The 26,220-nt window shown below is 45.5% G+C and carries 26 protein-coding genes and 1 pseudogene; 9 read left to right on the top strand and 18 right to left on the bottom strand.

Annotated features, from left to right (window positions below):
- Positions 1-102 precede the first annotated feature (102 nt).
- From V513_RS08380 to V513_RS08360, 5 genes are all read left to right on the top strand, one after another.
- Positions 103-1,413, top strand: coding sequence for a hypothetical protein (locus V513_RS08380; protein ID WP_099772375.1), 1,311 nt, complete (start codon positions 103-105; stop codon positions 1,411-1,413).
- A gap of 175 nt (positions 1,414-1,588) precedes the next feature.
- Positions 1,589-1,789 (top strand): cold-shock protein, encoded by a 201-nt coding sequence (locus V513_RS08375; protein ID WP_006489472.1) that lies wholly within the window; start codon positions 1,589-1,591, stop codon positions 1,787-1,789.
- A 131-nt stretch (positions 1,790-1,920) separates the two neighbouring features.
- The gene (locus V513_RS08370; protein WP_099772374.1) at positions 1,921-3,738 is read left to right on the top strand and encodes a DAK2 domain-containing protein; all 1,818 of its coding nucleotides are present in this window, start codon (positions 1,921-1,923) and stop codon (positions 3,736-3,738) included.
- Positions 3,739-3,747: 9 nt separating this feature from the next.
- Positions 3,748-4,521 (top strand): DUF1295 domain-containing protein, encoded by a 774-nt coding sequence (locus V513_RS08365; protein WP_099772373.1) that lies wholly within the window; start codon positions 3,748-3,750, stop codon positions 4,519-4,521.
- Between the two features lie 7 nt (positions 4,522-4,528).
- Positions 4,529-5,158 carry a glycerol-3-phosphate acyltransferase gene (locus V513_RS08360; RefSeq protein ID WP_014731880.1) on the top strand — a complete coding sequence of 210 codons (630 nt, stop codon included), beginning with the start codon at positions 4,529-4,531 and terminating at the stop codon, positions 5,156-5,158.
- Positions 5,159-5,169: 11 nt separating this feature from the next.
- On the opposite strand, the gene V513_RS08355 is transcribed toward V513_RS08360, so the two are convergent.
- The 6 genes from V513_RS08355 to V513_RS08330 form a co-directional block, all read right to left on the bottom strand.
- Positions 5,170-5,886, bottom strand: a complete 717-nt coding sequence (locus tag V513_RS08355) for an ABC transporter ATP-binding protein (RefSeq protein WP_006489481.1) — start codon at positions 5,884-5,886, stop codon at positions 5,170-5,172.
- Positions 5,876-6,670, bottom strand: coding sequence for an ABC transporter ATP-binding protein (locus tag V513_RS08350; RefSeq protein WP_099772372.1), 795 nt, complete (start codon positions 6,668-6,670; stop codon positions 5,876-5,878). Before V513_RS08350 ends, V513_RS08355 begins: the two co-directional genes overlap by 11 nt.
- Complete coding sequence (locus tag V513_RS08345) at positions 6,667-7,713, bottom strand: branched-chain amino acid ABC transporter permease (RefSeq protein ID WP_257212025.1); 1,047 nt, start codon at positions 7,711-7,713, stop codon at positions 6,667-6,669. Before V513_RS08345 ends, V513_RS08350 begins: the two co-directional genes overlap by 4 nt.
- Before the next feature lie 4 nt (positions 7,714-7,717).
- Positions 7,718-8,659, bottom strand: coding sequence for a branched-chain amino acid ABC transporter permease (locus tag V513_RS08340; RefSeq protein WP_006489487.1), 942 nt, complete (start codon positions 8,657-8,659; stop codon positions 7,718-7,720).
- A 65-nt stretch (positions 8,660-8,724) separates the two neighbouring features.
- Positions 8,725-9,828: an ABC transporter substrate-binding protein gene (locus V513_RS08335; RefSeq protein WP_099772371.1), complete on the bottom strand. Its 1,104-nt coding sequence runs from the start codon at positions 9,826-9,828 to the stop codon at positions 8,725-8,727.
- Positions 9,829-10,127: 299 nt separating this feature from the next.
- The gene (locus tag V513_RS08330) at positions 10,128-11,501 is read right to left on the bottom strand and encodes an MATE family efflux transporter (RefSeq protein WP_099772370.1); all 1,374 of its coding nucleotides are present in this window, start codon (positions 11,499-11,501) and stop codon (positions 10,128-10,130) included.
- A 56-nt stretch (positions 11,502-11,557) separates the two neighbouring features.
- Here V513_RS08330 and V513_RS08325 point away from each other — a divergent pair, with 56 nt between their 5' ends.
- Complete coding sequence (locus V513_RS08325; protein WP_099772502.1) at positions 11,558-11,707, top strand: hydrolase-like protein; 150 nt, start codon at positions 11,558-11,560, stop codon at positions 11,705-11,707.
- Between the two features lie 620 nt (positions 11,708-12,327).
- Here the strand turns inward: V513_RS08325 and V513_RS08315 are convergent.
- Genes V513_RS08315 through V513_RS08300 form a run of 4 tightly spaced genes read right to left on the bottom strand, consistent with a single transcriptional unit; the run spans position 12,328 to position 16,664 of the window.
- Complete coding sequence (locus V513_RS08315) at positions 12,328-13,386, bottom strand: GAF domain-containing protein (RefSeq protein ID WP_006489496.1); 1,059 nt, start codon at positions 13,384-13,386, stop codon at positions 12,328-12,330.
- Between the two features lie 36 nt (positions 13,387-13,422).
- On the bottom strand, positions 13,423-14,532 hold the full coding sequence (gene nagA, locus V513_RS08310) for an N-acetylglucosamine-6-phosphate deacetylase (protein WP_099772368.1): 1,110 nt from the start codon (positions 14,530-14,532) through the stop codon (positions 13,423-13,425).
- A gap of 30 nt (positions 14,533-14,562) precedes the next feature.
- Positions 14,563-15,627, bottom strand: coding sequence for an SIS domain-containing protein (locus V513_RS08305; protein WP_257212024.1), 1,065 nt, complete (start codon positions 15,625-15,627; stop codon positions 14,563-14,565).
- A 26-nt stretch (positions 15,628-15,653) separates the two neighbouring features.
- A complete protein-coding gene (locus V513_RS08300) occupies positions 15,654-16,664 on the bottom strand; it encodes a substrate-binding domain-containing protein (RefSeq protein WP_006489499.1) in 1,011 nt (336 codons plus the stop codon).
- A gap of 250 nt (positions 16,665-16,914) precedes the next feature.
- Here V513_RS08300 and deoC point away from each other — a divergent pair, with 250 nt between their 5' ends.
- Genes deoC through V513_RS08285 form a run of 3 tightly spaced genes read left to right on the top strand, consistent with a single transcriptional unit; the run spans position 16,915 to position 19,858 of the window.
- On the top strand, positions 16,915-17,613 hold the full coding sequence (gene deoC / locus V513_RS08295) for a deoxyribose-phosphate aldolase (protein ID WP_099772366.1): 699 nt from the start codon (positions 16,915-16,917) through the stop codon (positions 17,611-17,613).
- A gap of 23 nt (positions 17,614-17,636) precedes the next feature.
- The gene (locus V513_RS08290) at positions 17,637-18,305 is read left to right on the top strand and encodes a transaldolase family protein (RefSeq protein WP_099772365.1); all 669 of its coding nucleotides are present in this window, start codon (positions 17,637-17,639) and stop codon (positions 18,303-18,305) included.
- A gap of 32 nt (positions 18,306-18,337) precedes the next feature.
- Positions 18,338-19,858 (top strand): xylulokinase, encoded by a 1,521-nt coding sequence (locus V513_RS08285; protein WP_099772364.1) that lies wholly within the window; start codon positions 18,338-18,340, stop codon positions 19,856-19,858.
- A 653-nt stretch (positions 19,859-20,511) separates the two neighbouring features.
- Here V513_RS08285 and V513_RS08280 read toward each other — a convergent pair.
- The 8 genes and pseudogenes from V513_RS08280 to V513_RS08245 form a co-directional block, all read right to left on the bottom strand.
- Complete coding sequence (locus tag V513_RS08280; protein WP_099772363.1) at positions 20,512-20,766, bottom strand: hypothetical protein; 255 nt, start codon at positions 20,764-20,766, stop codon at positions 20,512-20,514.
- A 127-nt stretch (positions 20,767-20,893) separates the two neighbouring features.
- Positions 20,894-21,325 (bottom strand): linear amide C-N hydrolase, encoded by a 432-nt coding sequence (locus V513_RS08275; RefSeq protein WP_099772362.1) that lies wholly within the window; start codon positions 21,323-21,325, stop codon positions 20,894-20,896.
- Positions 21,326-21,611: 286 nt separating this feature from the next.
- Positions 21,612-22,148, bottom strand: a complete 537-nt coding sequence (locus V513_RS08270; protein ID WP_099772361.1) for an HdeD family acid-resistance protein — start codon at positions 22,146-22,148, stop codon at positions 21,612-21,614.
- Between the two features lie 47 nt (positions 22,149-22,195).
- Positions 22,196-22,450, bottom strand: coding sequence for a hypothetical protein (locus V513_RS08265; RefSeq protein ID WP_099772360.1), 255 nt, complete (start codon positions 22,448-22,450; stop codon positions 22,196-22,198).
- 19 nt (positions 22,451-22,469) lie between these two features.
- A complete protein-coding gene (locus V513_RS08260; protein WP_099772359.1) occupies positions 22,470-23,681 on the bottom strand; it encodes a phytoene desaturase family protein in 1,212 nt (403 codons plus the stop codon).
- Between the two features lie 185 nt (positions 23,682-23,866).
- Positions 23,867-24,220: pseudogene (locus V513_RS14200) on the bottom strand (fasciclin domain-containing protein).
- Positions 24,221-24,243: 23 nt separating this feature from the next.
- On the bottom strand, positions 24,244-25,377 hold the full coding sequence (locus V513_RS08250) for an IS630 family transposase (protein WP_099772358.1): 1,134 nt from the start codon (positions 25,375-25,377) through the stop codon (positions 24,244-24,246).
- Between the two features lie 74 nt (positions 25,378-25,451).
- Positions 25,452-25,976 (bottom strand): fasciclin domain-containing protein, encoded by a 525-nt coding sequence (locus V513_RS08245; RefSeq protein ID WP_373561614.1) that lies wholly within the window; start codon positions 25,974-25,976, stop codon positions 25,452-25,454.
- Between the last annotated feature and the right edge of the window lie 244 nt (positions 25,977-26,220).

The raw sequence follows: 26,220 nt of genomic DNA, 5'->3' as shown, positions 1-26,220 counted from the left end.
ATAGACAAAACCTCTATAGCCGCCTCGATCGTTGTATTCGCTGTCAGTTATGTACAGCTGTTCTTTTCCGGTGGAGTTGTTTTAGCACTAATCCTCGCAGGAATGGTAGGCTTTCTCTTCTACTTTGGAAGAACGAAGGCCGGCTGCAGTATCTACTTCGTTCTCCCGGTCTTACTCTTCACTACTACGATACTGCTTATAGGCGTCTTGAGAACGGATGTCGTACAATCGCTTTCCGCACTGGGATCTATTGTAGGAGTAATACTCTCGATGGACAGAAGTGTCCGTCTTGCAGTTCCCGGTCTCTTCATGGTAGGAGTTTCGCTTTCTTTTAGTCCCAGTCTCTTTCAAACCGGAGCTTACATTACACTTGCCGTAATCCTTGTCAGACTTCTCATGACACGTAATGTTCCAAGACTCTTCCTTTTGCTCTCAATCTTGATCCCCCTGCTTTCTCTGAGCCTTTTGGGAAACTACAGAGGAGGCATCTTATCAAATGAAGAAAGAACCTCTACGGCCAACCTAGTAGAAAGCGAAAAGGAATTATTCCCAGAAGAGGGTCTCACCAAAGACGCTACGGTATTGACATCTCGACCCTCTTCAAGAGGTTCTGCAGATGATATCGATTTTCTTGTCCTTGAAGAAGTCGCCGAGGTACGGCTTATAGACTCTGTCTTTCTCTTTGGATTCTACACAATAGCTTTGATCCTTGTAATTGTTGTATCCAGGAAGGCCATCCTGGAAATGGGGCGATGGAGTCGTCTTATCCCTCCGTCTATTGTTCTTCTTTCGGTAGTGGCAGTACTGATTGGAGGATTCATGTATTTAAGATCTCTCCCTCTTTCCGAAGAGATCGTATTAGGGACGGGCGGTCCCTCCAATCAGACGTCCTTTGCGCCTTCCCAATCGGTTACAGGACTGCCTGAAGAAAACGAAGAAGATGAACCCGAAGCCATCCTTAACAAATCGGCGGCTTACAATATTCTCAGATGGTCGACTCTAGCTGGAATTCTCCTTCTTTCTGGCCTTCTTGCGTATTTTGTGACAGTCATTGCTAGAAAGAACCAGACTGTATCTTCAACTCTTAAATCCAAAGACACGATCTTGACGGAGGTTCGTCAAAGCGCGTCTGTACCTCCCAAATTCAGTGAGGACAGAGAATTCATTATCTCAAGCTACAAGTGGTTAAGAGAGTTCTACTTTGAAGAGTATTGCCAGCTAACTCCCTTCGAACTGATTCAGGAGACGGAGGCTTCGCTGAAGCATCTTCTAATTGAACTTACGGAAATCTATGTTCCAGTCAAATATGGGAATCTAGAACCGGAAATCTATCAGTGCAGAGAGTTTCACAAGCTTTTACTGGGCCTGAAGGAACTTCTGGACAGAAAAAAAGGAACTTTTGATAATGCATAGCAACTACTATGTGCGCGGCTTTTCGCATATTGAACAGCTTGCATTTTAGAAATAATCAAATTCATTTGGAATCGGCTTGCATTTTATTCAGTTGTGTGTGTTATAATCATTCTGTCCAAAGGACACTATCGCTTTGCAAGTGGTGCAAGGTAGTTTTAAGGAGGAACATTTAAGTATGACAGGAACAGTAAAGTGGTTCAACGGAACAAAAGGTTATGGATTCATTACTAAGGATGACGGTGGGGACGTTTTCGTTCATTTCTCAGCTATTGAGATGGACGGTTTCAAGACCCTTGACGAAGGACAGAGAGTCGAATTCGAAGTCGAAGACGGTCCAAAGGGTCCTCAGGCAGCAAAAGTTAGAATTGCGAAGTAATCGATTGTCCATATAAGGAACCCGATCGCCCGCTTTCAGCGGGCGATTTTTTTATGTATCGTGACCATCTGACTAATCCCCGGTCATTGTGCTAACATATCAATAATCGAACTAATTAGTGGGAGGTAACGATGAGCTCCAAATTTTTGAATCTGCTTGACGGAACGATGTTCTTCAATGCCTTTTCTTCTGGTGCCACTGCCGTAATAAGAGAGCAGAACGACCTGAACAGGATAAACGTCTTTCCTGTTCCCGACGGCGACACCGGGACGAATCTCGCCTCTACGATGCGATCTATTCTTGAGCTGACAGATGTCTCTCATTCGATTGGCAAGACAACGCGATCGATAGCCGATGCCGCACTCATGGGAGCTCGTGGAAACTCTGGAGCGATATTCGCCCAGTATATGCACGGACTGAGTACCATCATTGGAGACAGAGACAGTATCGATAGAAAGACCTTCGCAAAGGCAGCACATGAAGCGATTTCATATGCCTATGATGCTATGGTAACCCCCGTCGAGGGGACGATGCTGACCGTGATGAAGGATTGGGCCGAGGCTTTGATCGCCATAGAAGACTCGGAAAGATCGTTTTTCGAGATGGTCGAACGGTCGAACGAAGTAGCGCTCAAGTCTCTCGAAGAAACACCGGAGAAGCTGGCCGTGCTGAAGAAGGCCGGCGTAGTCGACGCCGGAGCGAAGGGCTTCGTAGCCTTCATCGAAGGTATAAAGACTTTTCTGAGCGGAAGAGGCGTCAATCTTGAAGACGAGATCATCCCCGATATCGAATTGAAAAAACACGTCCATATAGATGAAGGCAACATCAAGAACAGATACTGCACCGAGGCGATAATCGAAGGTTCTCGACTGGACGTCAATGGAATAAAGTCGATCATCAGTCAGTTCGGAGATTCCGCCCTGGTAGCGGGAACGGACACTAAGGCAAGAATCCACGTTCATACTAATGAACCGGCAGAGCTCTTCTTCAAGCTGAAGGACTTCGGCACAGTTACTCAGCAGAAAGTCGATGACATGGAGATGCAGTACAGGGTGAGTCAGAAGAGGAAGTATCCGATCGCACTTGTTGTTGACTCCGTTTGCGATTTACCGAAGGAGGTAATTGACTACTACCAGATTCAGATGGTGCCATTGTATCTCAACTTCGGCAAGAGTCAGTATCTAGACAAAATAACATTGAAGGCAGATCAATTCTACACGCTTCTCGACACGACGGAGGACTATCCGGTTTCGGCTCAACCGGGATTGAACACTTTCCAGAATTTGTACCACTTTCTTGGAACCCATTATGATTCTATTATAGCTATCCACGTCTCGGACAAACTAAGCGGTACATGGAACGCCAGCACCAAAGCCGCAGAACGCATGAAGGACAAAAAGATCAGCGTAATAAACTCCCGGCATGTTTCGGGGTCCATTGGTCTGCTCGCGCTCACGGCCGCCAGAATGATAGAGGAAGGTCGTAGCCACGATGAAATCGCAGAAACAATCGAGTCCCTGTCAAAAAACACAAGGATCTTCGTGAGTGTCAACACTTTGAAGTACATGGTGAAAGGTGGAAGGGTAAGTCCAGTTCTAGGGCTGGTCGGTAAGGCAATGAATCTTAAGCCGATTGTATCGGTAGACAAGGAAGGAAATTCGAAACTCTACGGAAAGGCCTTCAGCAAGTTAGGCAACATGAAAAAGATACTTGGTTTTGTGGAAGAGCTGAACAGAAAGTGCAGCGTTGTATCTTACAATATTACTCACGCTCATGCCCACAGGACCGCAAAAGCGTACGAGGAAAGCCTCATGAAACTGCTTGGAAAGAAGCCCGAGTACATTATGGAAGTCTCCCCTGTTGTTGGTATTAGCGCGGGGGTCGGTGCTGTAAGCGTTTCCGTGCTTTGCGAAAGAGACACCTGGTCTCCCGATGTCAATATCAAGTGAGGTGAAGAGATGACTTATGTGATTCTTTCCAGTTCTTTAGTGGTCCTTGCTTACATGTCTCTGTTCTTTGCTATCGGCACTTTAAAGAAAGACAATTCCGTTGTCGATATAGGCTGGGGCGCTGGATTCGTTGTTGTTGCTTTGTTCACGCTCTTCGTGTATGGAGAGTTCAATGCAAGGCAGGTAATCACGACTATCTTGATTGCGTTTTGGGGAATCAGATTGACCACACATATTTTCAAAAGAAACTGGGGGCGTGGTGAGGATTTCCGTTACGTTCAGATGAGAGAGAAGTGGGGAGAGAAGGTATTGATAAGATCCTTCTTGCAGATCTATATGTTGCAGGGCCTTTTTATGGTGATTATCTCTTACTCAGTAATGCTAATTAATAGCCATTCGGGAAGGTCATTTGGATTTTTGGACGTTCTCGGAATTCTTATTTGGGTCTGCGGCTTTTCCATCGAAGCAATAGCAGATAAGCAGTTGAGGGATTTCGTGAAGACTAAGAAACCCGGAGAGATAATGACAAAGGGTTTGTGGAGATACTCTCGCCACCCCAATTATTTCGGCGAGGCCGTTCAGTGGTGGGGTATATTCGTCATTGCCCTTTCAATTGAAGGGGGAATATGGGCAATCATAAGCCCGATAACAATAACCATATTGTTGAGATTCGTTTCTGGAGTGCCCTATCTGGAACGGAAATACAAGCAGTACCCGGCATTCAGGGAGTACATGAAAGAAACAAACGCATTTGTCCCCTGGTTCCCTAGAAAGAAGTCGTGACGTAGATATGGAAATCTTGTTCTCCGCGCTCTTGGCCTATCTGATTGGATCCATTCCCACAGCATTTCTCATCGGGAAGAGTCTCTATGGATTCGACATAAGAAAACAGGGCACCGGTAATATGGGAGCTTCCAACATGGTTGCCGTAAAGGGCTGGAAGATTGGAATCCTCACTGGAGCTATCGACTTCATGAAGGGCCTGGGAACGATCTTGATTATTAAGGGCGTCTCCCCTCACTGGACCTATCAGATGCTTTTCATTGCGGCCAGTTTTGCCGCGATCGGTCATATGTATCCCGTCTTTCTGAGGTTCAAGGGTGGGAAGGGAACCGCAACACTGGCCGGTGGCCTTATAGGTCTTGATTACCAGGTCGCCCTGATCTGTATGGTCATACTTCTCGCTTTTATCGCGATTACGGACTACGCGGCTCCGGGCATTATTGCAGTCTCTTCAGTAATGATCTTCCTTTTCAGAATCTTTGGGTACAGATGGGGAATATCTCTTCTTTTGATACCCATTGCAGTAATCATGATAGCTAGAAATCTCGAGAATATTCAGAGGATTTTGCGGGGAGAAGAACCGGGGCTGCGGGCGCACATAAGAAAAAAGAAAAGGGCCCCGCAAAAAGGGGCCTAAGGGTGATTCTCTCAAATTCCCAGGTACACTTTTCTAACCTCTTCACTTTCAAGTAGTTCCTTTGCTGAACCTTGAAGTGTAATCTTTCCTGTTTCCAGCACATAAGCATATTTCGATATTTCAAGGGCCTTGGCCGCATTCTGTTCGACAAGCAGTATGGTAACTCCCCGCGAATTGAGTGTCTGGATTGCCTGAAAAACCTCTTCAACGACAATGGGTGCTAGACCGAGCGAAGGTTCATCCATCATTATTAGATCGGGATTCGCCATAAGGCTTCTACCTATAGCCAGCATCTGCTGTTCTCCACCGGAAAGCGTTCCTCCGGACTGCTTCAATCTCTCTTTTAGAACAGGGAAAAGCGAGAAGACCGCCTCGAAGTTGCCTTCTATCTCTTCTTTGTCCTTCCTGTTGTATGCTCCCATAAGAAGATTCTCTCTAACCGTGAGATTTGAGAATATCCTCCTTCCTTCAGGTACGAGAGAAATCCCAAGCTTTGCCGTTCTGGCGGCTCCCAGCCTGTTGATATTGTTTCCTCTGAAAGAGACTTTTCCACCGGAGGGCCTTATCAGTCCGCTTACGGCACCAAGCGTGGTGCTCTTCCCGGCGCCATTAGAGCCTATTATAGTTACAATACTGCCCTCCTCAACGGAGAGCGTTATGCCTTTTACTGCCTTGATGACACCGTATGAAACCTGGAGCTCATCAACGCTGAGAATTTCATTTGCCAACCGTAACCCACTCCCTACCCAGATAGGCTTCGATAACCCTCACGTCCTTCTGAACAAAGGCGGGGTCCCCTTCACTGATGGTCCTTCCGTGATCCAGAACCATTATCCTTTCACAAAGCCCCATTACCAGTTTCATATCATGCTCTATGAGCAGAACTGTAAGGCCGAAATCGTCGCGAATCCTTCTGATAGTATCTACAAGGCCTGCCGTTTCAGAGGCATTCATACCGGCGGCCGGTTCGTCGAGAAGGAGAAGAGTCGCCCCCGTCGCCATTGCCCTTGCAATCTCCAGTAGTCGTTGCGAACCATAAGATAACGCGCTGGACTTTTCATTCGCCAGCATTTCGAGACCGAGAACACTCAGCAGTTCAAGAGCCTTGTTTCTCATCTCCTGTTCTTTCTTGGAATAACCCAGTCTGGAAACGCTTTTGAAAAACCAGCTTACGGCCTTTCCATTGCTTGCAATCGTATGGTGTTGAGAAACCATTACGTTCTCTAAAACGGTAAGATCTCTGAACAGACGGATGTTCTGAAAAGTCCTTGCAATCCCAGTTCTTGTTATCTTATCCGGTTGGAGCGCCGTTATCTCATTATCCCTGAACAATATACGACCATTTGTGGGTTTGTAGTGTCCCGTTACCATGTTGAAGATCGTCGTCTTTCCGGCACCGTTCGGGCCGATCAAGCCAAAGATCTCGCCTTCTTCTACGCGAAGCGTTACATCCTTCACTGCGGTGAGTCCGCCGAACTTCATTGTGACATTATCAAGTGTGAGCAGACTCATCTCTTGTATCTCCTCTTGAAAACAGAAACGAGTCCATCCCAGGAGAACTCACTTCTTCCCATCAGTCCCCTCGGCCAGAAGATCATAATTATCACGAAGAGTCCCGAGAAGACGAGCATTCTCATCCCGCTTATGCCCATAATCTTGAAACCCAGGATATTCATGGGACCCTCGAGGAAGCGTAGCCACTCACTAAGGAAAGCAAAGAGCGCTCCGCCAATTATAGCTCCTGTTATGCTTCCCAGCCCGCCGAGAACTATCATTATCAGAACGTTGAAGGTGAGAAGGATGCCAAACGTATTTGTCCTAGGATCGATTGTGCTGAGCCAGTGTCCGTACAAAGACCCGGAAATCCCCGCAAAAAACCCGCCAAGAACAAAGGCAGTCAACTGATGCTTGAAGACATTTATCCCCATCGCTTGAGCCGCGACTCTGTCTTCTCGTATAGCCCTCAAGGCCCTTCCAAAGGAACTGTAAGCAAGACTCAGGACAGTGGCTACGGTAACAAACAACCAGCCCCATGCCCACCAGACATTCGTGTGATCGGGAAGCGCCTTTAGGCCCAGCGCCCCGTTTGTTATTGAATTGAGATTAAGCGCAAAGATCCTGATTATTTCGGAAAAGCCGAGGGTCGCAATTGCAAAGTAGTCGCCTGTAAGCCTCAAAGACGGCCAACCGATCAGGAAAGCAAATACGGCCGCGACGAGACCGGCAATTATCGTTGCCCAGAAGAAGGGAATCTGAATAGAGTTCAAAGGCCACACCAGTTTCTCAATGAGAAAGGTCATTTCCTTTTGCTCCGGCGACAGAGTCAGGAGCGCGGAAGTGTATGCTCCAACCGCAATAAACCCTGCATGTCCCAGCGAGAAGACTCCCGATATTCCATTAACCAATGTAAGGCTTACCGCCATGATTCCATATATACCAATAAGCGTTATTATTCTCGAATAATAGCTGTTCAGTAATTCCTGCGAAAGAAAAAGAAGAAGCGCTATGGAGGGTAATGCTATCAAAGTGAGTATCATTTTGGTCCGCTTCTTCATTCAATCACACCTTTACTATTTCAGGCCTTCCAAGCAGACCGGATGGCTTGATTGAAAGGACGATTATCAGGATGAAGAAGGCGAAGGCATCTCTGTAACCTGCCGCCCCGGGCATTATTCCTACCATCATGACTTCGGTTATTCCAAGTATCAGACCTCCGAGAACCGCTCCCGGCACTGAACCTATTCCTCCGAAGACGGCGGCGACAAAGGCCTTCATTCCGGGTATAAATCCCATATAGGGCCAGACCTGGGGATATCTTATTGCCCAGAGTATTCCACCAATCCCTGCAAGCGCCGAGCCGAGTGCAAATGTCATTCCGATTACCCTGTCGACATTGACTCCCATAAGCGATGTCGTCTGAATATCCAGGGAAACGGCCCTCATAGCCATTCCCACCTTTGTTTTGAAGATGAACCACCACAAAAAGACGAGCGCAATTGCAGCAACGATAAGTGTTATGAGAGAGATTACCGGAAATCTTATCCCGCCGACTATCACCTCTCTCCCATATTTGACCTCCATCTCACCGCCGATGATAATCATTTCATTGAGAGACTGGGGGAAGATAGTACGGAATGATCTCGGGATACCGGAGAATACGACTACCGCAAGACTTTCAAGAAAGAAAGAAACACCGATAGCCGTTATCAGCGCCGATATTCTAGGAGCATTCCTGATAGGTTTGTAGGCAATCCTGTCAACCGTAAATCCAAGAAGAGCAGCGCAAGCTACGGCAAGAATGGCCGCAAGATACCACGGAAGCTGCGCAAGAGTCACAAAGAACAGAGCAAAATAGACGGCCATCATGAAGATGTCGCCATGAGCAAAATTGATCAGCCTTAAAATCCCGTAAACCATTGTATAGCCTATCGCTATCAGGGCATAAAGGGAACCGAGACTAAGACCGTTGATAAAGTTCTGTAGAAGAGTCTTAGGATCCAAGCTTACACCTCCGGCCGATTGAAAAGAGAAAGGGGAGGGTGGGGCTTTTAGCCCCACCTTCTTTACTACGGATTTATAGTTGTATCGTACACGAACTTACCGTTTTCAATCTTTACAATCGCAACGGACTTTATCGCGTCACCGTTTTCATCGATAGTGATTATTCCCGTCACGGCAGGAAAATCCTTTGTCTGTCGAACGGCCTTGGCTATGGCTTCTCTATCTGTGCTCCCCGCACGTTCTATTGCGTCCCTGACGACCAGATATGTGTCGAACCCGAGGGCGGTGAATGTTCCGGGCGCTTCACCGTACTTGGCGGTGTAGGCTTCTACGAAAAGCTTCGCATTCTCTGTGATTGCTGGACTTCCTGCATCGTAGTGAGTTGTAAAGTAGAGTCCGTTTACGGCATCTCCACCGATTTCAATAGTTTCCGGCACGGCCGCCCCGTCACCTGCTATTATCGGCTCGTAGAAACCAAGTTGTCTGGCCTGGATGGCTATGAGAGCGATTTCCTGATAGTATCCGGGAATGAAGAAGGCACCGGCGCCCTTGGAGATGGCATCGGAAACCTGGGCCGTAAAGTCCTGATCTCCAGATTTGTAGTACTCGTAGAATACGCTTCCACCAAGCTCGAGAGCCGTTTCCTTGAAGTAATTTGCAAACCCGACTGCATAATCCTGCTCAACGTCTACGAAGACGGCAACATTTTCCGCGCCCATGTTGTTGAATGCCAGCATCGCTGCCGCAACCCCCTGGAAGGGATCGCTAAAGCAGACGCGGGAAACATACTTTTTGTCCTGAGTTACGAGGGGATTTGTTGAGCTGGGAGAAACCATTGCAACTCCGTTTTCTTCTGCAACCGTTCCTCCGGCAATCGTATTCGAGCTTATTACCTGCCCGATAATTGCAACAACCCCTTCCTGCTCGATCGCACGACGGGCGGTGTTAACGGCCTGAACTTTGTCGGAGTTGTTGTCTAGTAAGACGATTTCAATTTTCTCCCCAAGAACCTCCGGGAAAAGCTCGTTGGCAAGCTCGACTCCCTGCCAGATCATCTGGCCAAACGCTGCGACTCCACCGGTCATCGGAAGAATCGCACCTACTTTGATTGAAGCAAGCGCTGATACGGAAAGAAAGACGACTAAAAGAATTACAAAGAGTTTTCTCATACTTCTACCTCCTCCTGAAGTGGTTACAAGTGAATGAGACTAACCCATAATTTGATGCACATTCTTACAAATCTAAGCAAGTACAGAAATCAGCGTTCTAAGCTAATTATTCCCCCGAAAGTACATTTAACTAGCCAGAACGAAGAAATTCGAGCATTTGCATGTTGTACGAATAGTACCACTAATGACAATAAGGAAATATTAAGAAGTGAAACAATGAAGAGAATTTTGGTAACATATCGAAGACATCGTCTGTAAACGGTAGTAATTACCTCACATTGGACTTGACATGATCTATACTAAATAACCGGTTTGAGCCACCGCTTCATGAAAATAACTATGGCCGCCGCAGAGGAAATCGCTAGATTGCTTGCGAGCATCGCGTACCATATTCCTGTGGTTCCCATGGACAAACCAAAGAAATATATAAGAGGAAGGCGTATTCCCCAAAGTCTTGCGATATTTAGGATCATGGACTGAACCGTGTGGCCCGAGCCTCTTAAGGCCATGTCGAAGATGTTGTAACTTGCGAAGACCGGTATCGAAAAGGAGACTATTCTGAAGTACTTCTCTCCTTCAATCAATACAAGCGGGTCGTTGATGAAAAACGCCGTCACTTCCTTCCCAAAGAAGAACGTGCCGGTACAGATCACTCCAACAATCAACACGTTTATTCCAGTCGCCTTCCATACAACTGAATAGGCATCATTCTTTCTTCCGGCGCCAAGGTACTGCCCAACCATCGACGACGTTGCCTGGGAAAGGCCGAAAGAGAACATCGTAGCAAGGGATGTTATCCTGTTTCCCACACCCAGAGCAGCGGTTGCAACCGAACCGAAGCCAGCAACCATCGACGTAATTATTAGGAATGCAAGAGCCGTTATCGACTGTCCGGCAGAGGAGGGAAGACCTATCCTCAAGACGCGGGCAAGAGTCTTCCACTTTGGCCTAAGATCTCTGAAATTGACTTTGAATCCTCTCTTTCCTTTGAATATTATGACCGTCGCGATAATCACTACAACTCCTCTTGAAATTACAGTTGCAAGAGCGGCTCCGAAGACCTCCAGCCTCGGAAAGCCTATACCGAATATCAAGAGAGGATCGAGAAGTGCATTCACCGTTACAGAGAAACCCATCAAGTACATCGGAGTCTTTGTATCACCAATAGCGGTGAAGAGTGAGTTGAAAGTGAACATCGTGAAGGTGAAGGGAGCTCCCAGAAAGATCGTTCTCATATATGTATTGGTTACTGAAAGTAGTTCTGGTGGAATACTGAGGAGCTTCAAAACGGCCTCGGAGAAGATCGCGCCGAGAAGACCTAGAATCACTGCAACGGCAAAGCTTATGGAAATAACCTGTCCGGCCACATGTGAGGCCTCTTCCTTTCTTCCTGCTCCGAGATTCTGAGAGACTAACGCAAGTCCGGCCACCGCCAATCCTCCACCAATAGAGATAAGCAAGAAGATTGCAGGCCACGCAATTGTGGGTGCTGAAATCTCTATCTTTCCCAACTTCCCGAGCCAGTATGCATCGACCATGTTATAAACAGTCTGAAAGAGCATTGTAATAACGGCCGGCCAGGCGAGTTTAAGGAGGGCACTCATCATGCTTTCATTCAGGATATTGACTCGTTTCATCTTCGCTCCTATGATTTCGATTACGTACCATTTCATTTATAACACAATAGTTACGAAATAAGAAGCGAGGAAAAACGAGGTCAGGGGGGTTGGTGGCATCAAGATCAGAAGCGATGCTGCCTCCGGCAGGAAGTGAGGCTCGCTGGCGCGAGGAAGTGATGCCCGGAAGAGCATCCGGGGAAGTGATGCTGGCGCTTAAGCGCCAGGAGGCAAAAACCAAAGAAAAGGAGCAAGCAAATTAAAGTGATCTGATCAGAACGAACTTATTCTGTCATCCTCGCGCTCCTGTTCAGGATCTGGACTTAGAAATAAACCGAGGTTGGGGGTAACAGGTTGGTCGTTGGAAAGAGCAGAGTGAAACCGGGTAGCCGTTGGACGGTTATCCGTTCGCCGGGAGAGCCGTGAAGCAATTCATCAAGATTCCGACCAGGAGCTTTGTCGGAATGACGGAATTGGGCGTTTTCGGAATAACCGTTCTTAGTCAAACCATTATTCAGAGAGTAGAGAAAAGGGAAAAGCAAGGAGGGTAGGTAAGGTTCCGCGATATTGAAAAGCTCTTAATCCCCTCTCGAGAGGGGTGTCGACGGCTCCATCGTCGACGTGGTGTGTGCACATCAAGAACGGACCTCATTTTCAGTCATGACGGAATTCTTTACCAAGAACGAGCAACCTGGACGCGCAGCGACGGAACGAAGAACCGGTATTCTTGGCGGGGACGGAGGACCGTTGACGGGTAACGCGGTTTTCATCAGCGTACTGGGGTTCTTAGGATCATCGAGATGCTGAAACAAGTTCAGACGGATTGTAAGGTTTTCAGACCGTTCTTGATCTTCATACCTCTGTCCTCTAACCTCTAGGTTTTTCACATGAACCTCGAGTATTCGATTACTCCGGATATCAATCCCGCGAAGACCTCAAGAAGCTCTATGTCTGCCCCGCTCCAATCGAATTTGCCGCTAAGCCTTTCCAGTCCGACGAAACCGACGGGCCTATGCCGAGAAGAAATCGGAATGACGACAAGTGAAACGATTCCCTGCTGTGCAAGGACTTCGGCTTCTCTGCTCGCCTCCTCAGGGAGTTCACTGACCACATAAGAATGTACCCCGCTTTTTTTCATCTCTTTCATCCACCAGGAGAACTCCTTGAACGGCATGCTTTGAAGATGAGATTTGGCACTCTTGACACCTTCCCTACACCATTCGTGGGTGTTCCTGGTCGAATTTGTCCTGTAGTCCAGCAAGAAGACATTGGATCTGTCAGCGGAGGTTAGCTCGCCAAGTTGTCCAAGTGCCTTTTCTATCGCGTCGTCTATGTTCTCGAATTCCTTGAGCGCTCCGGAAACCTCCGAAATGACTCGTTCAAAATTCTGCCTCCACTGGAGCTCCGCTGCCACCTTCCTGTAGGCACTTGTATCTCGTGCCACCACCATTGTGACTATGGAGTTCTGAAGATCAAGAACCTTCAGGCAAATTTCTACCTGAAGTTTCTCCCCGCTCTTCATGGTTAGAAATGAATCCGTCGTACACATTCCCTTTATCTGAAGATCGGCCCTTATCTTCTTTATCTGAGAATCAAGATCACCGGCCACCGAATAGAAGCTCATCTCAAGAAGTTCATCGTATGAGTATCCAAGTTTTTCGGCTGCACTGTTGTTTGCTTCGACTATCCTGCCGGGCCTCAATGGGTCGTCAAGGCTTACCAGGAAGATCATGTCGTCAATCAGGCTAGAAAACCCTTCATACTTGCTCTTGAGATACTTGTTCAGCGTATAGAACTGATTGGACCTTGAGGTTTCTCCGACAAAGGGATCCTCTGAAACCGTTTCTACGTGAATATTCCACCTCAGTTTGGAAATCCGTTCGGATAATGTCTTGATCTCCGCCGTACCGTTGTCAACGATGTACACTTTTATTGGTTCCACAGAATCCCTCCGTAACTGGGTAGAAAGAAGCCCTACTCAGGATTTAAACACCGTCTTCCCGTTCAGAACGGTTTCTTCAACTTCAAGATTTCCATCGAGCAATACCAGATCTGCACGATAGCCCTCGGAGATTCTTCCGCGGTCCTTTATGCCCAGGGAATTCAGGGAGTTGAGAGATGATACCATTGCAAGTTCCTTCAATGAACAGCCGGTGAATTCTCTGAAATTTCTTACAGCTCCGCTGAAGACAAGTACGGCCGCGGCAATTGTTCCGTCCTCAAGAGTAGGTCTTCCATTTTTCAGAATGACTTTCTGTCCGCCCAGTTCATACTCTCCATCGGGCATGGCTGTCGCATCGATAGTATCTGTAACTATCATAATCTTCTTCGCGCCTTTAATTCCAAAGGTAAACCTCACAAAACCCGGCAAAGAGTGAATTCCATCAATTATCATCTCTACCGAAAAAGGCAGCGAAAGAACAGCTCCAACGCAGCCCAGCTCCCTGTGATGAAGAGTGTTCATCCCGTTTGGAAAGTGGGTTATTCTATCGCAGCCTTGGTTATATGCTCTCTCCATGTCTTCGTAAGTTGCATCGGTATGTCCCAACGAAAGAGTTATACCGCGCTTCTGTATCAGTTCTTGCGCCTGTGAGAATCCCTCCAGCTCCGGAGCCATAGTAATGAGCTTCACCGATTCGATTAGCGTCTCCTCAATTTCCTTCAGGTCTATGCTTCGAATGAGTTCTGGATTCTGAGCTCCCTTTCTTTTCAAACTCAGGTAGGGGCCTTCATAGTGAATGCCCCCAACTGAAGTCATACTTTTATTGTTTATGTAATCTCTTACTACTCTAGCAGCAGAAAGGATTGCCGAAGGAGTCGATGACATAGTAGTAGGCAGGAAATAAGTCACTCCCTGAGTGTAAAGGAAGTTCTCCCACTTTTCGAGATCTTTTTGATTCATGGAAAAAGTGTCCACACCTACTGAGCCATGAGTGTGAGGATCGACATATCCCGGCATCAGTATTCTTTCGAATTCTTGAGCCCCTTGAATTCTCTCAATTCTCGAGATTACGTTTTCTTCAGTTTCAACACTTCCCACAAACTCTCCATCGATAGGATCAACAACCAATACATTCTCGAATCTCATCTGCCTTCAATCCTCCCTGTTATGAAAAAATCATGGCCAGGTTATTTGATTACCTGTTGACATCTTTCCTCTTCCCATAAGGACCCTCTCATCGAGATCGAAGATGCCCCTGTAGTACGCCGAATATACTGCGAACCACTGGAGAGGGATCATCAGAAGGAAGGGGGCGAAGAGTGGGTCGAAGTCGCCATAATCCTTCACATCAAAGCGTATTATCTCTGCACCGTTAGACTCAGCGATTTTTATGACCCGTTCACTCATGTCTCTAGATTCGTCGCTCCCCACAAGGAAGACCATTAACGGCTTGTGACCGTCCAGCATTTCCGCAGGGCCGTGCCTGAATTCCGACGTTTCCATGAATGAAGCGTTGACTCTCATGTTTTCCATAAAGACAGTCAGTCCGAACTTATAGCCTATGGCGTAGGCCGCTCCGCTTGCTAACACGTAAAAGAGGTCACTCTCCTGATACTTCCTGGCTAGTCTGTAAGCTCTTGACTCCTCTTCCTTGTATATTCTGCCCAGTAGCTCCGGCATTATCTTTATCTGTTCGTCTAACTTCGAAACGTCTCTCCCTTTTAGCCTGGCTATTTCAAGACTGAATATGAAGGCTCCGGCGAGTGGAAGTATAAACAGTCCATTAGAATCGTAGACTATCGATTCGTCGGCTTCTCTTGCCAGAATGCTGTCGGGTTTGCTTGTAAATGAAATCGTTGTCGCTCCCTTTTCGTTGGCAAATCTAAGTGCTGCCGCAGTATCTTCGGTATTTCCAGAGAAGGAGGCCAATATTACAAGTGCGTCCTTGTCAAGTCTTGAAGGATTCGTCCATATAAAATCATAACTCTTGTAGTAATTAGAGGGAAGATCCGTCATCTTGTTGAGTATATAATCTCCTGAATAGAGATTGCACCAGGAGTTCCCGCTACCTACCCAGTAAATCTGCTTATAGCCTTTATCTAAAGCAGTCTTCGCAAGATTCTTGATCCTTTCTGTATGCTCTTCAAGGAATGCGGAAAGATCCTTCTCAAGAGAAGGGGCAGTAAAGAGTACGCTTTGTTTTGCATCAGTCAAAAAATCTTCCAGTGTCAATCCAAACACCTCCAAATATCTATCAAGAAGTTTAATTAGTCTTTTGGTGAGGTACATGATTCCCTTATGATCAGTCGTGTAGGCAGTCTGATGAGTCCCTTTTCATATCTCTGACCCCTCATGTTCATCAATATTCTTTTTGCGGCTATACTGCCGATTTCTCTCGTATCCTGAGCCACTGATGTTATTGGAGGATTACATAGATCAAACCAAACAATATCATCGAAGCTTATGACCGATAGATCTTGCGGAATCTCAATTCCCATGTCCTTCGCAGCAAGAAGGAGTCCCGCCGCCATATAATTGTTTGTTGCTATTACCGCTGTAATATCTTTGTTCTGACCCAGGAGAGAGACGCCGCTTTTGTAAGCTCCCTCAATCGTAAAGCCGCCAAGCTTGACCCACGACTGTTTTTCTTCTATGCCATACTTTGAAAGCGCTTCCCTGTATCCAGCAATCCGATCGTAGTTTGTACTTATGTCGAGCGTATCCGAAAGGAAACCGATTCTCCTGTGACCAAGCTCCAAAAGATATTGAGCTGCCTCAAAACCTCCACCGAGGTCATCGCTTACAATCATGTCAACATCAAGGCCTTCAATGATTCTGTCAATCAGCACTATGGGTATCTCGGACTTCACAAGATCCTTCAAATGATCGGAATTGCTACGCGAAACAGGAGCGAGAATCAAGCCATCTACCTGCTTCTGAAAAAATCGATCTATAGATGTCTTCTCGACCTCCACTTTTTCGTCGGTACTTGTGACAATCAAACTGTACCCTTCGGGAACAATGACATCGCTTATCGCTCTCGCTATCGTGGAGAAAAAGGGATTCTGAATATCGCCCACGATCAATCCGATATTCTTCGTCTCACCGGTAGCCATGCTCTTGGCAATGTAGTTTGGCTTGTAGTTAAGTTTCTTTGCAGCCGCTATGACCTTTTCTCTCGCCTTCTTGCTGACGTATCCATATTTCCCGATCGCCCTCGCTACCGTTGCCCTCGAGAGGCCCGTCTCTTTTGCAATGTCGTCCAGCGTTGTTGCCATAACTCATCACCTGCTCAAAATCCAGATACATGATTCATTATGATACCGCTATCATATATTAATTCATTCTATCCCAAAATCAGATATCATGTCAAGTTTTTTTCTCGTTTTAAGTTAGTTCATGGATGGGTATTTAATTTCTCTCAGTTTTTTGTTATATAATTGACTCAAGATAACTATGATACCGCTATCATATTTTTTGGTGGCTTTGTTCGATTCTCTCGTTAATTTTGCTTACGGAGGTGCCTCTTTGGAAAGGATTGACAAATTCTCTAAAAGGTTCGACAGTACGCTTCTGAAAGCGACCGCTACAATAAAAGAGTCAGAAGTCTTTATAGACGATAGCGTATCTTGTGATTTTAGAGCGATTGTTGTTCCGTGGTATTTGATGGACAGAGTGGTTAAGAAGGTCAGAGGTACGGATATTTCGGCGGCCTGCGGTTCGGGTTTTCCCTTCGGGTTCGAGACAACGGAAACTAAGGCTTATATGATCAGAGAGTCGCTTCGGCTCGGCCCCGAAGTGAGAGACATAGACATAACAGCCAACATCTCCGCTATGAAGTCCGGAGACTGGGATTACTTTGAAAGGGAGGTCTCTTATCTTTCCGGTCTCCTGAAGGATGTCATTTGCAAGGTAATTATCGAAGTTTCTTATCTCGACGCAGTTGAAATTGAAAAAGCTTGCTCTATTCTGATGAAGCTACCTCACGTCGATTTCATAAAGACCGGTACGGGATACGGTTCCAGAGCCACTACCGTAGAGGACGTCAGGATTATCAAGAGAGTCGTGGGAGATGAGAAGGGAATAAAGGTATCGGGAGGAGTGAAATCTCTCTCTCAAGTTGAGGAATTCATGGCTGCGGGAGCGGATATCTTCGGTTCCAGCAGTGCGGTGGCAATATACAGGGAATTTACCGAAAAATACCCTGAGAGAACCGATCTTGCATGAAAAAAATAAGAATGGAGGCATAAATGAAACTGTTTATAGATGATGGAAACGTCCAGGCAATAAGCGAGTTGTTCGATTTAGGGTTCTTTTCCGGGATAAGTACTAATCCCAGTATTCTGAAGAAAACGGAAAGAAAACCGCTCGAAGTCATAAAAGATATGTTGAATAGGTTCACGGGCTCTATCTTTGTCCAGTGTGCCTCGAGAGGTCACGATGAAGTTCTCAAGGAGGGGCAGGAACTCTTCCGGCTAGACCCCGAAAGGATAATTCTCAAAATCCCCTTCTCCCGAACGGGCATAATGGTCTTGAGAGAATTCAAGAAGATGAATATAAATACTTTGATTACGGGGGTCTTCTCCGTTCCTCAAGTGCTGATGTCTGCAGAGGCAGGCGCCGACTATGTGGCGCCATATGCGAACAGGATCGAAAATCTGGGAATAGATCTCTCTGTTGTCGGTAGTATGCAGAAAGTCTTGTCCAACGGCGACTACGAGACGAAGTTGATTGCCGCAAGCTTCAAGACCCTGACACAGATCTCAAAGATGGCGGAGCTACCCATTTACGGAATGTCGCTTCCTGTAGGTATGTACAACGAGTTCTTTTCACACAGCGGTACATTGAAGGCGATCGACAATTTTGAGGCCGATTGGGATTCTATTGAAGACCGTGAATGGGTCCCTCTGAAATCATGAGCAACCATTCTCTCTGAAAGCGAGGTTTTCCCTTGAAGTATATAATGGCACATGACCTGGGAACAACTGGAGATAAAGCGACTTTGTTCAGCCAAACAGGTTCTCTCGTCGCTTCATCATTCGCCGGTTATGAAACCTTCTACCCCGGACCCGGAATGGTTGAGCAAGATCCTGAGGCATGGTGGACTGCCTTCTGCAAGACTACCTCCGAAATCCTCCAGATGGCAGAAATCGACAGAAAAGAAATCTCTGCACTCAGTATTAGCGGCCAGATGATGGCAGTAGTGCCGGTAGATAGATCGGGCAAACTGCTCAGAAGGTCAATAATTTGGGCAGATTCGAGAAGCAGCGAACAGGTAAGAGAACTTCTAGCGAAAGTTCCGGCAAGCGATCTGTACAAAATAACCGGTTCCAGGCTCTCACCAACATATCAGGGGTTGAAGATAGCCTGGCTGAAAAAGTACGAACCCGATCTCTATGAAAGAACTTTCAAGTTTCTTCAAGCAAAGGATTACATAAATCTTCGCCTGACAGGAAGGTTCGCGACAGATTTTTCCGATGCCGTAATGACAGCTCTATTTGATATCTCTAGTCTTACGTGGTCTGAAGAACTGATTTCCGCTCTCGGAATTGAAAGCTCAAAGCTTCCAGATGTGCACGCTTCCATTACAGACCTTGGAGAAATAAGGAAAGAGGTGGCGGCAGACCTCGGTCTTCCAAGCTCATGCAAAGTTATACTCGGGGCAGGAGACGGTTGTAGCGCGGCCGTCGGAGCAGGCGCAGTTGAAGTGGGCGACACTTACCTTTATCTCGGGTCATCGGCCTGGATTTCCACAATTACAGAAGAGCCTCTACTTGATAAGGAAATGCGAGTGTTCTCTGGGGCGCATGCAGTAAATGGGCTCTACTTTCCGTCCGGTACTATGCAAGCAGCCGGAACCTCATACAGCTGGATTAAGGAGACTCTGTATGGTGTTGGATCCATGAAAGAAAGCGATCGTGATATCTATTCTTATCTCGACACCCTACTCTGCCAATCTCACCGTCATAGTGAATCAATACTATATCTTCCGTATCTGCTTGGAGAGAGAAGTCCGATGTGGAATTCAAATGCAAGAGGTACTTTGATAGGATTGTCGGCCTCCCACAAGAAAATCGATATCGTGCGAGCGGTAATCGAAGGCGTTTCTATGAATCTGAAATGGATTCTGGAAAGCTTGGAAGAATCTTTGCCGATAGGTAAGATCAGGGTCATTGGAGGAGTAATAAAAAGCAGAATTTGGAAGCGCATGATTTCAACTATTCTCGGAAAGACTATCACCATTCCGCAGAACGTCGATGAAGCTACTTCGATCGGGGCGGCCATGATTGCAGGTGTGGGGGTCGGTCTTTTTGATTTCTCAGCGGTTCGGAATTTCGTCGTTGATGTCGAAGAGATCGAACCGATCGGGGAACAGCAAGAAGATTACCTGAAACTCTATGGTCTCTTCAAAGAATCATATCATGCTCTAGAGAAGACATTTGAAGAGCTTAATGGAGTCAGAAGGGGTTAGACAACGTAACGGGAGTTGTACCGAAACAGGGTGTCGCAGCCATATTATGAAGAAATCCGCGACACCCTGTTTTTTTGTTTCTCCTGGAAACCGCCTTCAAAAAAACCTCATTTCAGAGAAATTTCCTTCCTAAACAAACCCAACTTTTGAACATACAAAGTTCATAACCCTTGCTTTTCGACAATTATCTCCTTGAAATAGCTCCCTGAGCATGTTCAAAAGTCTCGTTCTCTGGCTCAATTACAGAATCATTTTGCTGCATTTCTCCCTTCGGATAAACTCTTTTTGAACATTACTGCCCTACTAATTCTCAACGATTCATGAATACAAGTTGTATATCCAGCCATAATGGCTAATTACAGCTCTTAAGATTTTGAACAACCTGAGAACTCTCTCCTAAACAGCCATTTCAAAGTTGTCTACATACGATGTTCAAAGCCAAAAAGTTTTGAACATGACCTCAAATACTTTGCAGAAAAGAAGTCTGTGAGTTTTCAACGAGTTTTGAACATACCTAATTATTATTATCTATAAAGATATATAGAATAAGAAAAAGACCTATAATACACTCCATCGAAACCAACTATATTGAAAATCACCAAGCATAATTGATTACACAACAACCTCGAAACTATTGCAAACATTGACATAAATCAAAAAGCATCTATGACTGAAAATTCTTTATCCACAATTATCGACTCATGCTCACTTCCATTAGAAAAATCAACCTTATTTAGATCTACAAGAAACAGACTGGAGCAATCATAAGACCTGAAATACAACTTGAGGTTCTTATTGTCCTTTATGGTAACCCACTGAGTGTTCTCGAAAGATGCAGGTCCATCTCTTTCTCTCTTTGAAACTCCTGCAGGAATGTCCACTGTATTTGGATTATCGTAAATCTTCATATCACCATCAATGAACTCGACAACATGCTTACACTAGACTTGTCATGCAAAGAGAGGTGAAGAAGGGGAACTTCCCCAAGCAGTTCGTTTTCTTTGCCCCAAATTGTCATACTTTCAAGAGCTTCTCTTACTGATCGAGTGTGTCAAAGTTTCCAAGAATCCAGGAACGAAGATCGAACAGCTCTATAACCTTTGTAGAATCTGAATCGGGAGAGACTTCTTCATACTCTATTCCCGTTAACCAAAGGGCGCTTAAAGACAATCCCTTTTCATTCAATCCATCTGAAATTGCTATGGGAATATCAAAAGCATTAAATCCCACAAATCCATATTTATTTTCCCATGAGGCCGCTTCAGACCCATCAGGCATATGACTGCTAAAACTTGCACCCCTGTTGAAGAATACAACTTTCGAGTTCAGAGGATATGAGAACTCCATACTTCTACCTGAGATAACTAAACCATTGTTTTTTTCAGGCGAAAGAAGAAACTCAGTACATCCAAGCGAAGCGGAAATGAAAGCTAACAAAAGAAGAAAGACCAATGCGATTTTTCTCACCTAAATACCTCCTTTTTGCGGCAAATCTGACAACTGCAGTAACTATATGACCATGAATTCCATGAGAGGTTTCCAGAAATCAAATGCAGAAAACAAGAGTGTGATTATGAAGTATAAACAATATCAGGAGCCATACATAACCATTATACCCGAACTGAACTCGAGAACTTGACTTTCTCAGCAGTAAAAGAACAAAAAGAAAAGATGGGATATAGATTGATGCATCCTTACCCCATCTCAAATTCAAAGAACTCATCCAGTCTTAATTACGAAGAAATCACTTCTTCTATGCAGACTTCTTGCCCATAAACGCTAGAACAATGTGGTTTACACCAAAAACAAGGAGAGTTATCCCAATAATTACGGCAACCGACAGACCGGCAATGAGCGGGTGTAGAACGAGTATTATTCCTCCAAAAAGAACAAGAACATTGAAGACAATGCTCAGAAAGTAGATTCCCTTTCCCGCAGGTTTCAGCCGATCGGCGTTTATCAGGTTGTTAATGGCATCCACAATAAACCATATCGCTATTATGAAAGCAAATACGTTTGTGGCAAAAAGCGGTCTGAAGAGAAATATTACCCCCGTAATAGCCAGCAATATTCCTAGAATTAGCGCGAAGAAAACCTTAGCTCCGGTTCGGTTTTCAAGTTTGAAGTAGGCAACTATCAACATGATTCCACGAACAAGAACAACGATACCTAACATTATTGCAAGGGTAAGGAACGTTGCAAGAGGATTGCTCAGAGAAAAAATACCTCCAATTATGAGCACGAAACCCACGAGAAGAGAGATCCAGTCGAACTTCTTTGCTTCTGCCATACTATCCACCACCTTCACCCGTTAGCATATAACGGGTCTATTGTAAATCAATTGCTCTTCGTAAGTATCAGACGCCATTGTGTTCCATGAAGCCCAACCCAACTCCACTTGAATTCCTTCATTACAACAGTGTTCATTCCGCGTGAAAAGAAACTGTATTCTCCCAACCCGGATTCCTTCTGAGATATCTCGCTACCCAATACTCTTAGCTCCTCAAAGGGCTCGTAAAGTTGGTCAGTAAAGAGATTTCTGCCTATCTCCATTTTATCTTGATCACTGAATATTAACCCATCTGGCTGCATGACCCAAAACTCATAAGGTTCATAGTTCTTGGGGATTAATAAGGGCGCGAGGCGGCCACTTTTTCTTTGAGGGAGCTATCATGGACATTACGTGAGTTCCTTCTGGACATATCGAAGGTTCGTCAATCGAAGGTATGTATACTGTGACATCGCTTTTGGCTATTTCGTCAAATTCCTCGATAAGCATCTCCACCGGATTAGTTCCGGCCGGGATAGCAGAAGAATCTACGGCGGCGTACACGACCATGGCGGGAAAAGTCGGCTCAAGGGACTCCACCCATTCAACTCTTTCCTGACTAACATGTTCCTCGGGAATGATTCCTCCATAGAGATTCCAGACCGTTCCGCCGTAAATCACGAAGTCAGATCTAATTTTGCTCCCATCTTCCAGCTTTATCCCCGATGCCTTCCCATCATCAAAGAGTATTTCATTAACGTGATTTTCGTATAGCATGTAGCCGCCGTTTTTCTCGATCGCCTTTTCGAGTTTGCTCGGTATCATCTGAGAAGAACCTACGGGGTAAAAGCCGCCTCCTTCATGATTGTCTATGAACATAGTTACGGCCAGTACGCCGGGGGTTTCCTTTACAGTCGTATAGTAGTACGTGGAAGTAAGAACATCGAAAAACTGATAAAGCTCCGTTGCCTCGGGGTCGATAAACTTTTTCATAAGTTCTTCAGTGCTTTTGAATAAAAGCCTGATCATTTTGGCCTGTCGTACAGGATGCTTCAGCAGAGATCTGAGACTATCGCTTCTCTTCATTTCAGTGGGAGGGACGATTACAGGATCAGCAACTATCACTTCGTGATATAAGTCGGCAGAATAGTTGTAGAACTTCCTTAGCTGTTCTTCATATCCAGGAAAGTTATTTCCAAGCTTTTCTATAAATCGGTCGAGATCTGGCCAAAAGACAATTTTCTTCTCTCCGAAGGTCACGGAGTATAAAGCCTCGTGTCTTACCATTTCAATGTCTTCACCGATCTCGTTGAAAACAAACCTGTGAGAATTGAAGCCGCGGTTTCCGAATCCGAATACCATGCCAACTGCAGAATCAAACGTGAAGTCACTTCTTCTGAAGATCGAGCAACATCCTCCGGGAAGATAATGCTGCTCTGCAACGAGCACTTTTAGTCCCTTATTAGCTAGCATAGAGGCAGCCGATAAACTTCCGAGTCCAGATCCAATTACCGCAACGTCGTATTTGCTTTCGGGAAAGAACTTACCGTTCATATACACCCCCCGATCAATAAATACATCTTGTCTATTAGAATTCTAAATTATTGGAATGCCCTTCTCCTAGAGTTTTATGCAGCTTCGGAAAAGTAGATTGGCAGAGGATAAGCAATAGTAAAGGCGGAGCAAAATGCTCCGCCTGAAAGATCTGCTTATCGCTTGATAGTGGTACGAGGTTACCTTTAAGGAATCATCACCGTATCTATTACGTGGATTACGCCATTTGCCGCAATTATATCCGTTACGATTATTCCAGATCCTTGAATCTTGACTTCGGTTGGGTTTATCATCAGCTAACCGCCATTAAGAGCAGTCAAAGATCTCATTCCCAGTAAATCTTCAGCCATGTATTCTCCCGATACGACATGGTATAGGAGGATGTTCTTTAGAGTTGGTATGTCCTTGAGCAATAATTCGATAGTTCCTTCGGGTAATTTTGCAAAGGCTTCATCATTAGGGGCAAAGACTGTAAAGGGACCATCACCCATAAGCGCTTCGACTAGACCGGCTTCCTGAAGTGCCGTAACTAGTAGTATGTTTCCATAATAACATTACAATACTAGATGACCGAAATTGAATCCAATTTATACTTCCATCGATAAACAACGGGAAACTCGTTGATCTCATCGATGCATGAAAGGATGCGCTCGGCAAGCTCATTCTTCGATTTGACCCTGATCCCACGGAGGACTGTCTGGGCAAGTTTGCCAAAGAAGGATTCGACGATGTTCAACCAGGAGCCATGCTTGGGGGTAAAGACAAATTCGAAGCGATTGGGAACCGTAGCCAGATAGGCCCTCGTCTCCTTGGAAGTGTGTGCGCTATGGTTATCCAGTACGATGATGATACGTTTCTTATCTGGATAATGGGAATCAAGTTTTTTCAAAAAGTTTATCACCTCTTGGCTTCTGTGCTTATCCTCCACTGTAGCGATAACCTCGCCGGTTACAAGGTCTATGCCGGCAAGAAGGCTTAGTGTCCCATGTCTTACGTATTCATGGTCACGATAAACGGTAGCGTGCTTGCCGGGCAAAGGGGGCAAATCAGGAGCGGTATTTTCAATCGCCTGGATTCCAGGTTTCTCATCATAAGAGATGTAAGCAAACAAACTATCTTCCCCTTTTTCAGATATAATCTGGACTTCTTTGTACACATGCAGCACCTGAATCATCTTCTGATCGAACTCCGGATCGCGGCGTTCCAGGTAGTATTGAATCTTGTGCGGCTTGATCTTATTCTCGGACAATATCTTGGAAACCGTTCCCCGCGACAGCTTTGCCAGGCAATCGAAGCCTGACTCCAAACAGTGTTTGCGGATATGTTCCGCTAAAAGCCTAGTCGTCCATAATTCGTAACTATACCCAAGGTCTTTGGGTTTTTGACAGGCCGTAGACACAACCCAAGCCCTCGCCTCGGGAGTAATTACCTGGGGCTTGCCCTTCCGGGGAAGATCTTCGAGAGCCGCTTCGACGCCCAGATCCAACGCTTTGGAAATGTGCCTTTCTACCTTGGGGCGATTGGTTTTCAAAGTACGCGCAATGGACGACACTGTTTCTCCGCGATAATAGGCTAAAAGGATCTTTGCTCTTTCAATCCGGCTCATGCTTTCTGTTCTGGATTTAGATATTGTTTCCAATTTGGCCAATTCTCCTGGACTGAGATTGATCTTTGCCCTCGTGCTTTCAAACGGCATGCTCATAATCCTCCTTCATAGTTTATAAGAGAATTATAAGCTCTAATTCGTTAAATTGCAATGTTATTTAGGAATCACATTACTAGTGTCGTAAAGGAGCCCGCATCGATAGCAATTTCAGGGATTCTCCTTGTCTCTTTTTCCGGGGGAAGGATGACCGTGTCAATAACATGAATTACTCCATTGCTTGCCTCAATATCAACTGCCGTTATCATTGCATTACTGACGTAAACCTTGCCTTCTTCTACTTTTATTGGTATAGAGCTGCTTTCTACGGACTTGAGCGATTCAAGAGATACCACGTCTGAAGACATATACTTTCCAGGAACCACATGATATGTAAGAATTCTCGTAAGCGCCGGTATATCGTTTAGGAGACTTTCAACAGTTCCTTCCGGAAGCTTTGCAATTGCTTCGTCAGTTGGAGCGAACACAGTAAAAGGTCCATCTCCTATTAGAGTCTCCACTAGACCTGCCTTTTCAACTGCCGCTACGAGTGTACTGAAATTGCCTGCTGAAACCGCTACTTCTACTATGTTCTTGGAGAAACCAGTGAAGACTAATCCTATTAAAACTAATACGAGAAATACCTTATTCATCATTATCACCTTAATCAGAATTTTTTATACTACATTTTTCAAAACTATATCGTTTGCAATTTAATTTTATTCTGCCAAACTTGCCGTTGTCAATAGGGCTGTGCACAATGGAAAATCGGAGATTGCGATTTCTCTTTGCCTCTTTGAAAAAGCTACACATAAATAATCATACGAATGCTTAACTACTTCCTAATCTCCGCTTTACTTCGATGATCATGGTTATCTTGAAAGATTAGTAGTTGAC

The sequence above is a fragment of the Mesotoga sp. H07.pep.5.3 genome, from assembly GCF_002752615.1.
In the GTDB taxonomy this organism is placed as follows: domain Bacteria; phylum Thermotogota; class Thermotogae; order Petrotogales; family Kosmotogaceae; genus Mesotoga; species Mesotoga prima.
The sequence above is the reverse complement of the archived record's forward strand: the minus strand, read 5'-3'. Positions and strand labels throughout refer to the sequence as shown.